Annotated in this window: 15 protein-coding genes; 9 read left to right on the top strand and 6 right to left on the bottom strand. The window is 54.7% G+C overall.

Annotated elements, in window-relative coordinates; all coding sequences use genetic code 11:
• Positions 1–13: 13 nt before the first annotated feature.
• Positions 14–811 (top strand): 16S rRNA (uracil(1498)-N(3))-methyltransferase, encoded by a 798-nt coding sequence (locus ACFQDM_RS02190; RefSeq protein WP_377374852.1) that lies wholly within the window; start codon positions 14–16, stop codon positions 809–811.
• On the opposite strand, the gene carA is transcribed toward ACFQDM_RS02190, so the two are convergent.
• A complete protein-coding gene (gene carA / locus ACFQDM_RS02185; RefSeq protein ID WP_377374850.1) occupies positions 808–2,001 on the bottom strand; it encodes a glutamine-hydrolyzing carbamoyl-phosphate synthase small subunit in 1,194 nt (397 codons plus the stop codon). The genes ACFQDM_RS02190 and carA overlap by 4 nt on opposite strands.
• Positions 2,002–2,154: 153 nt before the next feature.
• Between carA and ACFQDM_RS02180 the strand changes: the two genes are divergently transcribed.
• Positions 2,155–2,643, top strand: coding sequence for a GatB/YqeY domain-containing protein (locus tag ACFQDM_RS02180; RefSeq protein WP_377374847.1), 489 nt, complete (start codon positions 2,155–2,157; stop codon positions 2,641–2,643).
• A 10-nt stretch (positions 2,644–2,653) separates the two neighbouring features.
• Here ACFQDM_RS02180 and ACFQDM_RS02175 read toward each other — a convergent pair whose 3' ends face one another.
• Both ACFQDM_RS02175 and ACFQDM_RS02170 read right to left on the bottom strand, forming a co-directional pair.
• Entirely contained in the window at positions 2,654–4,369 is a 1,716-nt protein-coding gene (locus ACFQDM_RS02175; protein WP_377374844.1) for an acyl-CoA dehydrogenase family protein, read from the bottom strand.
• A 43-nt stretch (positions 4,370–4,412) separates the two neighbouring features.
• On the bottom strand, positions 4,413–4,571 hold the full coding sequence (locus ACFQDM_RS02170; RefSeq protein ID WP_377374842.1) for a YqaE/Pmp3 family membrane protein: 159 nt from the start codon (positions 4,569–4,571) through the stop codon (positions 4,413–4,415).
• 98 nt (positions 4,572–4,669) lie between these two features.
• Between ACFQDM_RS02170 and ACFQDM_RS02165 the strand changes: the two genes are divergently transcribed.
• Positions 4,670–5,086, top strand: a complete 417-nt coding sequence (locus ACFQDM_RS02165; RefSeq protein ID WP_377374839.1) for a lipocalin-like domain-containing protein — start codon at positions 4,670–4,672, stop codon at positions 5,084–5,086.
• Here the strand turns inward: ACFQDM_RS02165 and metA are convergent.
• Positions 5,080–6,018 carry a homoserine O-acetyltransferase MetA gene (gene metA, locus ACFQDM_RS02160; RefSeq protein WP_377374836.1) on the bottom strand — a complete coding sequence of 313 codons (939 nt, stop codon included), beginning with the start codon at positions 6,016–6,018 and terminating at the stop codon, positions 5,080–5,082. The two genes, ACFQDM_RS02165 and metA, sit on opposite strands and share 7 nt — an antisense overlap.
• Before the next feature lie 174 nt (positions 6,019–6,192).
• Between metA and ACFQDM_RS02155 the strand changes: the two genes are divergently transcribed.
• The 5 genes from ACFQDM_RS02155 to rpoD all read left to right on the top strand — a co-directional run bounded on the left by ACFQDM_RS02155 (position 6,193) and on the right by rpoD (position 12,612).
• Complete coding sequence (locus ACFQDM_RS02155) at positions 6,193–7,215, top strand: adenosine deaminase (protein ID WP_377374833.1); 1,023 nt, start codon at positions 6,193–6,195, stop codon at positions 7,213–7,215.
• Entirely contained in the window at positions 7,212–7,862 is a 651-nt protein-coding gene (locus ACFQDM_RS02150; RefSeq protein ID WP_377374830.1) for a TrmH family RNA methyltransferase, read from the top strand. The genes ACFQDM_RS02155 and ACFQDM_RS02150 overlap by 4 nt, the downstream gene beginning before the upstream one ends.
• Before the next feature lie 151 nt (positions 7,863–8,013).
• A complete protein-coding gene (locus ACFQDM_RS02145) occupies positions 8,014–8,664 on the top strand; it encodes a TrmH family RNA methyltransferase (RefSeq protein WP_377374827.1) in 651 nt (216 codons plus the stop codon).
• A gap of 65 nt (positions 8,665–8,729) precedes the next feature.
• Complete coding sequence (gene dnaG, locus ACFQDM_RS02140; RefSeq protein ID WP_377374824.1) at positions 8,730–10,616, top strand: DNA primase; 1,887 nt, start codon at positions 8,730–8,732, stop codon at positions 10,614–10,616.
• Positions 10,617–10,659: 43 nt separating this feature from the next.
• Positions 10,660–12,612, top strand: coding sequence for an RNA polymerase sigma factor RpoD (gene rpoD, locus ACFQDM_RS02135; protein WP_377374821.1), 1,953 nt, complete (start codon positions 10,660–10,662; stop codon positions 12,610–12,612).
• A 152-nt stretch (positions 12,613–12,764) separates the two neighbouring features.
• Here the strand turns inward: rpoD and ACFQDM_RS02130 are convergent, their stop codons facing one another.
• Entirely contained in the window at positions 12,765–13,310 is a 546-nt protein-coding gene (locus ACFQDM_RS02130) for a hypothetical protein (RefSeq protein ID WP_377374818.1), read from the bottom strand.
• A gap of 768 nt (positions 13,311–14,078) precedes the next feature.
• On the opposite strand from ACFQDM_RS02130, the gene ACFQDM_RS02125 reads away from it, so the two are divergent.
• On the top strand, positions 14,079–14,447 hold the full coding sequence (locus ACFQDM_RS02125) for a hypothetical protein (RefSeq protein ID WP_377374816.1): 369 nt from the start codon (positions 14,079–14,081) through the stop codon (positions 14,445–14,447).
• A gap of 13 nt (positions 14,448–14,460) precedes the next feature.
• Here ACFQDM_RS02125 and ACFQDM_RS02120 read toward each other — a convergent pair whose 3' ends face one another.
• Positions 14,461–15,042: a YkgJ family cysteine cluster protein gene (locus ACFQDM_RS02120; RefSeq protein WP_377374814.1), complete on the bottom strand. Its 582-nt coding sequence runs from the start codon at positions 15,040–15,042 to the stop codon at positions 14,461–14,463.
• Positions 15,043–15,115: the final 73 nt, after the last annotated feature.

Raw genomic sequence — 15,115 nt, 5'->3', positions numbered from 1 at the left:
CAATGGACGAGGGATGAGCAATATTCCTCGATTATTTGTTCCGACCGACCTGCAGCAAGACGCGCCGGTCGCACTGGATGAAGCCCAGTCCAAATACCTGTTCAAAGTGATGCGCCTGAATGTCGGCGACCCGGTTCGGGTGTTCAATGGGCGCCATGGAGAATGGAAAGCCAGTGTCAAAGAAATTCTCGGCAAGACGGCAGGCATGCTTCAGGTTGATGAGCAGACCAGACGTCAGGGCGTGCTCACCGATCTTCATCTCTATTTTGCGCCGCTGAAAAAGACACGGACGGACTTCGTTGTCGAAAAAGCGACCGAACTTGGTGTGGAGGTCATCCAGCCGGTAATCACCGAATACACGCAGGCTGAGCGCGTGCGTACAGATCGCCTCGAGCGACTGACGATGGAAGCAGCCGAACAGACGGAACGGCTCAACATGCCACGCGTGCAGGAGCCGCTTTCCCTGATCAAGCTGATGTCCAGCCTGACAGATCACAGGCATGTCTATTATTGCGATGAACGCGGCGATGACGAAGGTGCAGCCTGGGGCGGTGATGATAATCGCGCTCGCCCGATGGCGGACGTGCTCATGGGCAAGCCGCCGCATTCAGCGGCTATTCTGATTGGTCCGGAAGGGGGATTTTCACCCCAGGAACGCAGCATGCTCCGCAAAATGGAGAACGTGATTCCGGTCTCTCTGGGGCCTCGTATCCTACGTGCCGAGACAGCCGCTGTGTCAGCGCTGACCCTGTATCAGGCCTTGTGCGGAGACTGGCGCGCCGCAGAAGAGGGCGCGCCGCAGGACGACTAGGCGTCGACTTTTGCTTTGTGCGTGTCCATCAGATCGCCGAAACGGCGGAACAGGTAGAAGCTGTCCTGTGGACCGGGTGAGGCTTCAGGGTGGTGCTGAACCGAGATGATCGGCTTGCCCGCAACGCGCAGACCTGAGTTTGTGCCATCAAACAGAGATACGTGAGACTGCTCGACACCTTCCGGCAGCGTGTCCGGATTGACCGTGAAGCCATGGTTCATTGAGACGATCTCGACCTTGCCGGTTTCCAGATCCTTCACCGGGTGGTTCGCTCCATGATGGCCCTGAGGCATTTTCATGGTTTTTGCGCCCAGCGCGAGTGCCAGCATCTGGTGGCCGAGACAAATACCGAGCAGTGGAATGCCGGACTCGATCAGCTTCTTGATTTCCGGGCCAGCATAGACGCCGGTCGCGGCCGGGTCGCCTGGACCGTTTGAAAGCACAACACCGTCCGGATTGAGTGACATCACATCCTCAGCGGTCGACTTGCCGGGCAGGATGGTGCATCGCGCGCCGATCTCTGAAAGATTGCGCAGAATGTTTTTCTTCACACCATAGTCCAGAACGACGACGTGATATTTTTCGTCGCCCATCGGTGCGTAACCGGCCTCGCGCTCCCAATTACGTTCCGTATGCGAATAGCGCGCGAGCGGGCCAACTTCGGCGGCGAGGTCTGTGCCTTCAATACCAGCAAAGCCTGCCAGCTGTTCTTTCAGGTCCGAAATCTTGATCGTTTCGCCTTCGGCATGGGCGATAATGCCGTTGACCATGCCTGTTTCGCGAATGCGGCGTGTGATGGCGCGGGTGTCGATGCCGGTCAGGCCGACAATACCTTTCTTGCGCATCCAGGCGTCGAAGTGATCCACAGCGCGCCAGTTCGAAGGGGATGTGATCGGCGCGCGCATGATGGCGCCGCGTGCCGCGCGTGCTGCCTGCGGGCTCGATTCTTCGTGGTCATCACTGTTCGAGCCGACATTGCCGACATGCGGGAAGGTGAAAACAACGATCTGGCCGGAATAGGATGGATCGGTGAGAATTTCCTGATAGCCGGTGACAGCGGTGTTGAAACAGATTTCTGCAGGCGCTGCACCAACTGCGCCACATCCGTATCCGAAGAACACCTCTCCCGTCGCAAGAACCAGCGCTCCGGAAGCTTCAATCAACTCTTGATCATCCGTTAGGAAAGGCATAATACGGCATCCTTATGCTGTGTTGATGACCAGGGTGTCATCGGGCAAACGCGCGAGGCCTAATGCTGCCAGCGTCTCGCGTCAAGCGCCCAAAGAACGAGATTGTGTTGCGTGCCACCGAAACCAAGTGAATAAGCGCGAATTCTTTTCTGTATGACTGCTACGACTTCTCTTGAACCCAGATTGCGCGCCCGTCTTGAAGCGGATCTGGCCACTGCCGAACAAGCCGAAGATGCTTCGATTGAAGCATCTACCCTGCGCCTGATTCTGTGTGCTGTGCATGATCGCGACGCCGAAGCACGCGCGCATGATCATTGCAGTGGCTGCGATGACACGGTCATTCGGGACGTGCTGGAACTGATGGTTCGCCAGCGCGAGGATTCTGCTGCCCGTTATGAAGACGCTGGACGCATTGAAATGGCGAGCCGCGAGCAGGACGAAGCAGAAGTCATAAAGCGCTATCTGCCAAAGCCTCTGGAAGGCGAGGCGCTTTCAGAAGCCGTCGATAACGTCATCAATGACCTTGATGCGCACGGCCTGAAAGATCTCGGCCGTTGCATGAGCGAGCTGAAGAGCCGCTATTCTGATTGTCTCGATACGCGCAAAGCAAACAAGCTGGTCAAGAAATCGCTCGTCGAATAGCTGATTTGGTTCAGCTCATCGGGGCCAACGCGCGTTCAATCAGTCTGGCCTGATCAACATCCGCATTCATGTCCCCGTAGAGAAAGCCTTTGCGCGTCGGGTCCAGGCGCTGAGCGCAGAAGGCTTCGAACACATATCCCGGAACCGTATTGAAAAGTGCTGCCGCCTGAAGAGCCAGCGCCATATCCTGTGCAAAGCGCCGGGCTGTGCCTTCGTGTAATTTGCCTGGCAGAAAATAGTCTTTCAGCCATTCCGCGTGGGCATCGAAATAGGGATGGGCGCCAACGGGTGTCTGCAATTCCGCCATGATCGCTTCCAGACTGTCTGGCTCACGTGATAGCGCGCGGAGAATATCCAGCGCGATGACATTGCCGGATCCTTCCCAGATGGCATTCAGCGGAGATTGGCGGAAGAGTTTCGGCATCGGGCCTTCTTCGACATATCCTGCGCCGCCATGACATTCGAGCGCTTCATAGACAAAGCCCGGCTGTCGTTTGCAAATCCAGTATTTGGCGATCGGCGTGGCCAGTCGCATAAAGGCCGCCTGTTGCTCATCGCTTCCGGCGCGGTCGAGACTTTGTCCGACGCGCAAGGCGAGCGCCGTTGCGGCCTCGCTTTCGATGATGAGATCGGCAAGCACGGCACGCATGGCAGGCTGATCGACAAGTGTTTTCTGAAAGGCACGGCGTTGAGATGTGTGCCAGAGCGCCTGGGTCAGTGCGGCTCGCATGCCGCCGGTCGACCCCAGCATACAGTCATATCGTGTCAGCTGGACCATATCGATGATGGTTCGCACACCGCGCCCTTCATCCCCGACGCGCTGTGCCCAGGCCCCATGATATTCGATCTCGGATGAGGCATTGGACTTGTCGCCCATCTTGTCTTTCAGGCGCATGATGTGAATGCCATTGCGGGTGCCATCCGGTTTCCAGCGTGGCACCAGAAAGCAGGTCATGCCCTGTTCGGTATAGGCAAGGGTCAGAAACGCATCGCTCATCGGGGCTGAGCAGAACCATTTGTGACCGGTCAGAATATACCCGCCGTCTGCGGTCGGCTCAGCACGGGTCGAGTTGGCGCGTACATCCGAACCACCCTGCTTTTCTGTCATCGCCATGCCGATTGTGACCCCGGTCTTTTCATGGGCCGGGATGAAGCGCGGATCATAGCTCGAGGCCTGAACGCGCGGCGTCCAGAGTTGTGCGAGTTCCGGGTTTGATTTCAGTGCGCCGACACAGGCATAGGTCATTGACATTGGGCAGGTCACGCCGGGATCGGCCTGGCTCATCAGGATCATCATGGCGCCATGGTGCACATGCCCAGCCGCGTCGCGCGTCCAGGCGCCGGCGGACACGCCGGAATCAAGGCCCAGTGCCATCAGCGTGTGATACGCCGGATGAAACTCCACTTCGTCCAGGCGGTGGCCATACCGGTCAAAGCTCTTCAGTTTTGGGGTGTTCTCATTGGCGAGGCAAGACCAGTCCTGAGTCTCCTCGGCGCCGCATTTCGTGCCAAACTCAGAAAATTCAGCAGCATGCTGTTCGCCGCCGCGCGCTTTCACAGCATCGGTTAGGGCCGGATCAATTGCATAGAGATCGTGTCCGGCAAAGGGTTTGGGCTGATTTGTGACCTGATGCGTTTCCAGGTCTGCGCGCGGATTTTTGTGCAGCATGTTCTGCCCCTCTGTGTCGGCCTTATGGTCTGGCGTTTCCGGTTTCCCTAGCGACATGAATCGCAAACCAGACCACAAGGTCAATGGGGCAAGTGTGTGATTACTTCTTCGCAATCACCCAGACAGCGTGAATGATGCCGGGAATATAGCCGAACAGAGTCAGCAGGATATTGATCCAGAATTGCAGGCCGATGCCGACTTGCAGGAAAACGCCAAGCGGTGGAAGCAGAATGGCGAGAATGATGCGAATAAGATCCATTTGATTTGCCGTCCTTCGAATTGAATGCTTTGACGAGGTAACGCCGCTGCAAGGCAATTCGTTGCCTGACAGTCATAAACACTGGGGAGAAATTGAGTATGGCCGGATTGATCGGTGCCTGGACGCTGGTTTCGAGCGTGAATTATCGCAATGACGAGGGAAAGCCGACCTTCGGCACACCGCCGGGCGGTCAGCTTCAGTATACTGCGGATGGCCGTATGGGCGCGTTTCTTCAGGACCCGGACTGGGCGGCGCGAGGCGAGAACGACAAGGTGCCGGACAGCTTTACCGAATTTTTCGCCTATGCCGGACGCTGGGAGCTCAATGGCGATCAGGTCCGCCACGTGATTGAGTTCGCATCTGTCCCGACGCGCGTTGGTACGGAATTTACGCGAACGCTCAACGTTATTGATGACGATACGATGGAGCTCACCACCGCGCCGGAAACATCAAAATCAGGCGCGGTCTATGTCACAAAGCTCGTCTGGAAACGCGCCAGCGCCTCCAATCAGTAACCCGGATCGTGCTGTTCGAGACCAATCTTCGAAATATCGTACGGCGTGGTCTGGTACATATTGTTGATCCAGTTACCGAACAGCAGATGCGCGTGTGAACGCCAGCGATTGAGCGGCGGCTGGCTCGGGTCATCATCGGGGAAATAATTGTGCGGCAGCTGGATATCGACGCCGCTTTCCTTATCCCGGAAATACTCTTCTGCCAGCGAGGTGGAATCGTATTCGATATGATTGAAGACATAGAGCCGGTTGCCCTTGCGCTCATGCACAATGCAGAGGCCGGTCTTTTCTGAATTCATCAGAATTTCGAGGCCCGATGCCTTTTCTACGTCTTCTGCCCGGCATTCTGTCCAGCGCGAGACCGGGATCATGAAATCGTCTGAGAAGCCGTTCATATAGGGGGAGGCCGGGTTGAGATTCTGGTGGCGATAAACACCGAAGGCTTTCTCATCGAGAATGTATTTCGGCACGCGATGGAAATGCCAGATGGCCGCCATTGCGCCCCAGCAGACATTCAGCGTGGAATGTACATTGGTCGCCGTCCAGTCAAAAATGGCTTTCATCTCATCCCAATAGGTGACGTCCTCAAAGGCCAGTTTCTCCACGGGTGCGCCGGTGATGATGAAGCCATCAAACTTCTGATCGCGAATATCTTCCCAGCGATGGTAGAACGAAAACAAATGCTCTGCTGGCGTATTCTTCGGCGTATGCCCGCCCACGCGCACCAGTGTGAATTCCACTTGCAGCGGGCTCGCGCCCAGAAGCCGAGCAATCTGTACTTCCGTGCGGATCTTGTTCGGCATCAGGTTTAACAAGCCGATGCGCATCGGGCGAATATCCTGACGCACCGCCACGCGCTCCGACATGACACGCACACCTTCGGAAATCAGCGTGTCACGGGCAGGCAATCCATCGGGAATTCGTATCGGCATGTCAGATTATAATCTTCGCATTCGGCTTACAGGTCAGACTGGCCTTTAAATGGGAAGTCTCACCGAATTGCAAAGTTTTTGAGATCACGTTCCTGTTCTGTCAGCGGAACACCGGATATCTCTGCCCCTCTTTTTGCGAAGTCGTGCTAAGGCAGAAAGAAAGAAGGGGATTGCATGAGCCAGCTGGAAACATTGGTCCGGGCGCTGCCAAAGGCCGAACTGCATCTGCATATTGAGGGCTCGCTTGAGCCGGACATGATGTTCGAACTGGCCAAGCGAAACGGCGTCAGTTTGACATACGCCAGCGTCGACGAAATCCGCGCTGCCTATGATTTCTCCAATCTGCAGGATTTTCTGGACCTCTATTATCAGGGCATGGCGGTCTTGCAGACCGAACAGGATTTCTACGACCTCACTGCGGCCTATCTGGCGCGCGCTGCCGAAGACAATGTTCGCCATGTCGAGATCTTCTTTGATCCACAGGCGCATATGGAGCGGGGTGTGGATTTCGAGACCGTGCTGGATGGTGTTGAGCGCGCCCTGAAAGAAGGCGAAGCCTCACGCGGCATATCCTATCGATTGATCATGTGTATTCTGCGTCACTTGCCGGAAGATGATGCCTTTGCGCTGATGGATGTGGCAGACCCACATCTTCATCGGCTCGATGGAATTGGGCTCGACAGCTCAGAGCTCGGTCACCCGCCCTCCAAGTTTGAACGTGTGTTTGCACGGGCGCGAAGCAAAGGGTTGAAACTCGTGGCGCATGCAGGTGAGGAGGGACCACCTTCCTATGTCTGGGAAGCGCTTGACTTGTTACAGATTGACCGGATCGATCACGGCAATGCAGCGGCCAAGGATGCGGCACTTCTGGCAGAAATCAAAGCCAGAGGGCTGACGCTTACCATGTGCCCGCTATCCAATCAGCGGCTCTGCGTCACGCCGGATCTGAACGATAACCCGCTGGCAGGCCTGCTCCGGGCAGGGGTCTCTGTGACCGTGAATTCTGACGATCCCAGTTATTTTGGCGGCTATATCAATGACAACTATCTTGCGATTGCAGAGGCACTCGACATGAGTGCGGATGAAATGATCGGGCTGGCCAGGAACAGCTTTCTTGGGGCGTTTCTATCAGATGCGGAGAAGAAAAAATACCTGGCCGAAATTGACTATGTCGAGCGTTTGGGGAGCCATTCATGAACGATGATAGCGACGCAAAAAAGTCGCGAAAGTCACTGCGGTCGCGCGTGAAGGAACTCAAGCCTTTTCAGTGTAAAAATCTCATAGCGGTGCTTGAAGAGCCAAACGACATCGGCAACATCGGAACGGTTATCCGCAATGTGAACGCATCGGGCGTCGAGAAAGTCTATATCATTGATCCGCAAGGCGCGTTGCCGGATGAATGGCAGGAAATGCGAGAGACAAGAGCCCTCTCCAAAACGTCAGGTTCCGCCAACAAATGGACGTTTGTGAAACGGTTCGACAGCACGCAGGACTGTCTCGATCATCTGCGTTCCAACGGATACAAATCCGTTGCAACATCGCCGCATGTGAAAGGCAAAGCGAGTTATTATCTCGATGAGTGCGATTTTACCGAAATGGCCAAACTGGCGGTCTGGTTCGGCAATGAAGCGCGCGGTATCAGTGAAGCGGCCGTACAGCAGAGCGAGTTTTGCGTGGCCATTCCGATGTTCGGCCTGGTGGAGAGCCTGAACCTCGGGACAAGTTCCGGCATTGTGCTTTACGAAGTCACCAAACAGCGCCGCGCCTATCAGAGTGAATATGCAAGATCAAATCGGAGACAGAAACGGTCTGTGCCGCTGCCGACAACAATCCCCAGAGACTAGATTAACACGGCGTGTCAGCGGTAATCACCGCTGGACTTTGTCCTGTCGTTGGCGGATCAGAAACAGCTTTTTATGGATGTTTCTAAATGCCGATAGCAGTTGCGAATTTCTTGAAGAGATTGATCAGGCCGGCCTTTGATAGTCTTATATAATGATGGAAAATACCGAACCGAATACAGGGCGGAAAACGCTTCGTGAGCGCGCCGACGAAATCAAGCCGTTTCGATGTAAAAACCTCGTCGCTGTTCTCGAAGAACCGACAGACTTTCGAAACATTGCAACAGTTATCCGCAATGTAAACGCAATGGGCGTTGAGAAAGTCTACGTCGTGGACTCGCGAAAATCTCTGCCGGATGACTGGCAGGATATTCGTGAACGGAAATCTCTTTCCAAGGTTTCGGTCGCTGCAAGCAAATGGACGTTTGTGAAACGGTTCGACAGCACGCAGGACTGTCTCGATCATCTGCGTTCCAACGGATACAAATCTGTCGCGACTTCGCCGCATGTTAAAGGCAAAGCGAGTTATTATCTCGATGAGTGCGATTTTACCGAAATGGCCAAACTGGCGGTCTGGTTCGGCAATGAGGCGCGCGGTATCAGCGAAGCGGCCGTAGAGCAGAGCGAGTTTTGCGTGGCCATTCCGATGTTCGGCCTGGTGGAGAGTCTGAACCTCGGAACAAGTTCCGGCATTGTGCTTTACGAAGTCACCAAACAGCGCCGCGCCTATCAGAGTGAATATGCAAGATCAAACCGGAGACGGAAACGGTCTGTCCCGCTGCCAACAACAATCCCCAGAGACTAGATTAACACGGCGCGTCAGCGGTAATCACCGCTGGAATCATCCTCAAAAAAATGTAAACTCCTGCAATGGCAGCTCCGCGTTTTTCCGAAAGCTATATCAATGAACTGAAGTCCCGTATCCGGATTTCGGATGTGGTGGGGCGCAAGGTCAAACTGACCAAAAAGGGCAAGGAATGGGTCGGGCTCTCGCCGTTCACTGCGGAGAAAACGCCCAGCTTCTACGTCAATGACCAGAAGCAATTCTTCAAGTGCTTTTCCTCTGGCAAGTTTGGCGATGTCATTTCTTTTCTGCAGGAAACCGAAAGGCTTGGTTTTTCCGAAGCGATTGAGCGCCTTGCCGGTGAAGCGGGCATGGATCTGCCGCAGGACACAGCCCAGGACCGGGCTGAACGGTCTCGCCGGGGACGTCTGCTGGATGTCTGTGAAGCTGCTTGCGCCTATTTTGAAGACCGATTGCGCGGCCCGGAAGGCAGCGCAGCGCGGGCCTATCTCGATGGACGCGGTCTGAAGCCGGAAAGCTGGGGCAAATACCGGCTTGGTTTCGCACCCGATGGCTGGCGCCACCTTCAGGAGTTTCTGAAAGGCAAGGGCGCGCGCGAAGAAGACATGCTGGCGGCGGGTCTCATCATCCGACCCGATAATGGCAAGGAGCCTTACGACCGGTTTCGTGGGCGGCTCATGTTTCCAATCGAGGACACGACCGGAAAGGTGATCGCCTTTGGCGGCCGGGCGCTCGAAAAGGATGCCAAGCCGAAATATCTGAACTCGCCCGAAACCGAACTCTTCCACAAAGGCCACCAGCTTTATCGCTATAAACGCGCCCGGGAGGCAGCGGCCATGGCGAACCGGGAAGGGCTGATCGTCTGTGAAGGCTATATGGATGTCATCGCACTTTGCGAGGCAGGTTTCGAATACGCGGTGGCACCACTCGGGACGGCGCTGACGGAAGATCAGCTGGGCCTCATCTGGAAGGTCGGGGGTGAGCCCATTCTCTGTTTTGATGGTGACGAAGCCGGTGTGCGTGCAGCGCATAAGGCGGTGGATCGCGCCATGCCCCATCTGGAACCGGGGCGATCTTTGTTCTTTGCCATGTTGCCGGACGGTCTGGACCCTGATGATCTGATCCGTGAGCGCGGCAAGGGCGCCATGAAAGAGGTCCTGGAAAAGGCGAGCCCGCTGGTTGAGTTGCTCTGGCAACGCGAGCTGATCGCCCATCCGCTCGATACACCGGAGCGTCAGGCTGGTTTCGAACAGCGCCTTGATCAGGCCACCGGCCAGATTGTTCATGACGGTGTGAAAAAAGCCTATGGCCGCGAACTGCATCAGCGGCTGCGCAATCATATGTTTCAGCTGCGTCGCGGTGGTGGTGCAGGCGGGAGACCCGGCGCTGCGCCGGGGCGCGCTGCGACCCAGCCTCTGCAACCGAATGTTAATGCCCGGGGCCTTAGAATCCTCACCAGAATGATTGATTCGCCAGCTTTGCTGGAAAGCGGATTAGAGCGTCTGGCCATTGCCAGATTCCCTGATCCTGCAGTCTCATCATTGAAAGATGCGGTTTTTGACCTAATTGAAAGTGGTGAAGAGGTTGACCGAACCGGCTTGACAAGCCATTTACGACATCTTGGGAAAGATGACGCTATCCAATTATTGCGCACACAACCGACTGGATCCCCGCTCGACCCCGCATCTCCAGAGGGTCAGGACTGGCTAAGTGCCCTGGAGCGGTTCTGCGCAGTGGATGAACTTTCTCAGGATGAAGAACGGCTTGGACGCAATGCCGCGGGAGTGTCGATTGAAAACAGTCGTGTCAGTTTGAAGGCACGGTTGAAGACAGAAATCAGGGATCTGACCAGAGGTGATGATCAGGATATCGGAAGTGAATCACACCGTTCCGGACTACGTGATGCACTTAACGCCTTTGACGAGATCGTAAAGAGAAAAATGGGCCGTTGAGCCCGCAGGCTGCAACCATGCCTGTGATCTGGAGAGAGACTGAATGAGCAAAGCCTCAGCTAAACCAGCCGCAGAAGCCGAGCAACAAGACGGCCCGGTGCTGGACCTTACAGATGCTGACGTCAAGAAGTTTATCAAGAAGGCGAAAACCCGTGGCTACATCACGCATGATGAGCTTAACAAGGTTTTGCCGTCAGACGAAACGAACCCGGATCAGATCGAGGACATCATGTCCACGCTCTCTGAAATGGGCATCAGCGTGGTCGATTCCGAAGAGGAAGGCGAAGAAGAAACCGAGAAGAAGGGCGAACTCGCCACGGTCTCCGGTTCGAAAGCCGTCACCACGACCAAGGGCAATGCGCGTGGTTCAGACCGTACCGATGACCCGGTACGCATGTATCTGCGCGAAATGGGCTCTGTTGAGCTTCTTTCCCGTGAAGGCGAGATCGCGATTGCCAAGCGCATTGAGGCTGGCCGTGATGCGATGATCCGCGGTCTTTGCGAATCCCCTCTGACCTTTGAAGCCATGATGGTCTGGCGCGACGAGCTCGTGAACGAGCGTGTTCTGCTGCGTGACATCATCGACCTCGAAGCGACTTATGGCGCGGAAAACCCGCCGCCAGAGCCGGAAGAGGAAGAAGAGGACGAGGAAGAAGAGTCTGAAAACTCTGAAGAAGAGGGCGAAGACGGCGAGCGCAAACGTGAAGAGGAAGACGAGGACGAAGGCGCAGCCATGTCCATGTCGGCCATGGAAGCGGAATTGCGCGACGGTGTGACCAGCAAGCTCGACGAGATTGCCGGCGACTTCGCGAACTTCCGTCAGCTTCAGGAAACGCTGATCACCCGTCGTATGGAAGGCACAGGCCTGACAACGGACGAGCTGAAAAGCTATAATCAAATTCAGAACGACATCATCGAAAACCTGAAGACAATGCACCTCAACAATGCGCGTATCGAAGCGCTGGTTGAGCAGCTCTATGCCATCAACAAGCGCCTGATGGGCCTTGAAGGCAAGCTGATGCGTCTGGCGGATGCGCATGGCGTACCGCGCAAGGACTTCCTTGATTCCTATCTCAGCCACGAGCTTGACCCGGAATGGATTTCCGATGTCAAAGGCCGCTCGAAAAAGTGGGAACGCTTTGTCGTCGCCGAGATTGCCAAGATCGAAGAGCTGCGTGCGGAGATCTCTGACACGGCGCAGGAAATCGGCGTTCCGATTGATGACTTCCGTCGCATTGTTCAGACCGTCCAGAAGGGTGAGCGCGAAGCGCGCATCGCCAAGAAGGAAATGGTCGAGGCGAACCTGCGTCTCGTGATTTCCATTGCGAAGAAATACACCAATCGCGGCCTGCAATTCCTGGATCTCATTCAGGAAGGCAATATCGGCCTGATGAAAGCGGTTGATAAGTTCGAGTACCGTCGCGGTTACAAATTCTCGACCTATGCGACCTGGTGGATCCGTCAGGCCATCACCCGCTCTATTGCGGACCAGGCACGCACGATCCGTATTCCGGTGCACATGATCGAGACGATCAACAAGATCGTCCGCACACAGCGTCAGATGCTGCACGAGATTGGCCGCGAGCCAACACCGGAAGAGCTGGCTGAAAAGCTTGGTCTGCCGCTGGAGAAAATCCGTAAGGTTCTGAAAATCGCGAAAGAGCCGATTTCGCTCGAAACGCCAATTGGTGATGACGAAGATTCAAACCTCGGTGACTTCATCGAGGACAAATCTGCGCTTCTGCCGGTGGATGCCGCGATCCAGTCCAACCTGCGTGAAACCACGACCCGTGTGCTTGCCTCGCTCACGCCGCGTGAAGAACGCGTTCTGCGGATGCGTTTCGGTATCGGCATGAACACCGACCACACGCTGGAGGAAGTCGGTCAGCAGTTCTCGGTTACGCGTGAGCGGATCCGCCAGATCGAAGCGAAAGCACTTCGCAAGCTGAAGCATCCATCCCGCAGTCGGAAGCTCCGCAGCTTCCTGGATACCTGATTGTCATCCCGGACTTGATCCGGGAACCAGAACACATGACTTTGAAGGCGGCCCTCGGGCCGCCTTTTTTAATGCATTAAAAAATATCTATTTTTCATGGTCATAGTAATCTACCAAATCCATAGCTTGTCGCCTTTCTTTTTTGGTTGGCTCTACAAGTTACGTCGGACTACTTTTCCTGTCTTACTATCTCTGCGGACATCTACCTCCAGTACTTCGTCGTCCACAATCGATTGAAGAATTGTTTCCCAATCGCTCAGCGATAGTAATATTGCTCGATCGTTCTGATTTATATGCGAGCTTACAATTACGCTATCTATTGATCCAGATTCATCTAGTGCCCAAATTAATGCGAAGCTGTGTATTATCTCACTGCAAATTTTCGATAATTTTAGGCGTATCTTATTTTCTGGATTCTCGTCGAAATCTTTTCCGATTTCAAAATAACGAGTTGCTGTTCGAATAACTTCTGAAACGTTTTCAGGGCGGGCCCTGAAAACGCTGACCGATAGTTCATGCATCGCCAGCTTATCCGTCAGTCTTCGATTCTCGAGCAATTTCCGGACGACAAGTGCTGAGTAGTACAAAGACCGTTCTAGAGAGAAAAGGACGGATTCATCGTCAGCGATGCTTACAGAAAGCAGGTTTGTTTTCAGCGAAGAAAGTTCAGTTTTCCATAGAGCAGTTTCAGTAAGCACTATTTGCTCCTGATTACGAAATTTGGGTGTTTTCTCAAGACTGCCTCATAGGCTCAGGTTGTCCCAGTTTGATGGAGCATGATGAGGATAAAAGGGCGATTTTACAACGTTGAGTCATTCAAAAGAGAGTTTAAGGATATAAAATCCTCCCTTTTGTTCGTTGTAGGAATGTTTTTCTTCTGTGAGTATTTCACGGCTCAGCCGCTTAACTCATCCCACACCGTCTAAGATCCCGCATAATCACCGGATGCAGAAAGACGGGGCCGATCCGGAAGGTTTCCTTTCTGCAGGCAATGTTGATCACCGAGGCTGGCCCTGCCAGGCCCGTCTGATCGGTCGAGACACAACTGAGAGGCTCAAGCGGCATAGCCGGGTGGTTCCAGCACCCTTAATCTGCCTTGTCGGAACCAGATGACCTGTGTCGATACGCATTGCGGGCGATATACGCCGTCAGGCCAAATCCGATCTGCACCGTTTTTTCGAAGCGGTAAGCAGATCAATCCCAAACTCTCGCGTCCGTCTAACTCCCGGATGCAACAAAAATCTGTTCTCAAGGCCCTGATGGCGATATCGTCCGGTCCCATTTTCATCGTTCCGGTTACTCCCATGGAACGCCAGCTACACTGCATCTCCACGGCCATGGCCGCTGGAGCCATCCGCGCATCTTCAACTGAGACTTGAGCTGGTCAAATGAGGATGAGTGATCTAAACTTCGCCGTAGGCATATGAAGGGACGCGTATGCCAATCACGCATCTAAGGGGACGCAGATGAAAAAATTACTTTTAACACTGGTATCACCGGTGCTGGCTTTGATGCCTGCGGCGGCTCATGCCGATGAAAAATGCCGCCTTGGCAAACAGGTTTATGAGTTCAAGCCGACGGGGAAGAAAATTTCCGTGAAGGACCTTTCTTCCAAAGAGGGCAACGCGCTTGCGAGCGATGACAACTCATTTATGAAATTACCTCCGCCCAATTATAATCTTAAAGAGAGACTCCCGAAGGGCACGGAGTTTTATACCACCAAAGCAGGTGCCTTTCTTAAAATTCCTGACATCGATGGAGAGAGCATCAAATCGATCTTCAAGACCAGGGACGGGATGATCGAGATTTATAAAGGCGAGCCGACCTGCAAGTAAGCGGACGCTCTAACTATCGATGCTGACGGACGCCAGCCTCCCAGGCTTTGGCGTCCTTCTTTTGTTGTCGGCTTTTTGGCTTGGTCTTGCCCAACACCACATCCACGATTTCGGTGGCCGGGTGGACGAGGAAAAGGTCGCTGTCAGAGGTGGATATCCATACGGGCAAATCACCCTGACCGAACATGGCGATCAGGTCTTGCGCCAGTTCGGTTTCGAAAGCGGCTTCATCTTCAAACGCCATGGCGCGAATATAGGTCTTGGCGAATGGGTGAGGTGGATCTTCGGGATGCGCCAGTCCGAACAAGATGCCGGATCGGTCCGGGCGGGCTTCGTCCGGCATGGCTCCGATAAAGCGCCAGAGGCAGAACCAGGTTCGGCAGACGGGAAAGCGGTCTTCATAAATAGCGCAGCCAGATCCGGTGCAATGCTCGCAGGTCTTGCCTGCAGGCTTTTTAAGTTCCGGTGTGCTGACCTCAAGTACCGTGCAGCAGACCGCGCAGTCACTACAACTTCGCCCCTCAGCCAGCTCGCCAAACAAGGCACGCGGATTATAATCCGGGCGATAATTCATATCGAAAGTGCGCGAGCCCATTTTGTCCCCTCAAGTTCGCGAATGTGTCCCGCGGCCAGTTTAGCGCGAGGTGAACGGTTTCAAAGGGGGCAGT

The sequence above is a fragment of the Ponticaulis profundi genome (genome assembly GCF_042659465.1).
GTDB lineage: Bacteria > Pseudomonadota > Alphaproteobacteria > Caulobacterales > Hyphomonadaceae > Ponticaulis > Ponticaulis profundi.
Note: the sequence above shows the minus strand (reverse complement) of the source record. Positions and strands in the feature narration are given on the sequence as shown.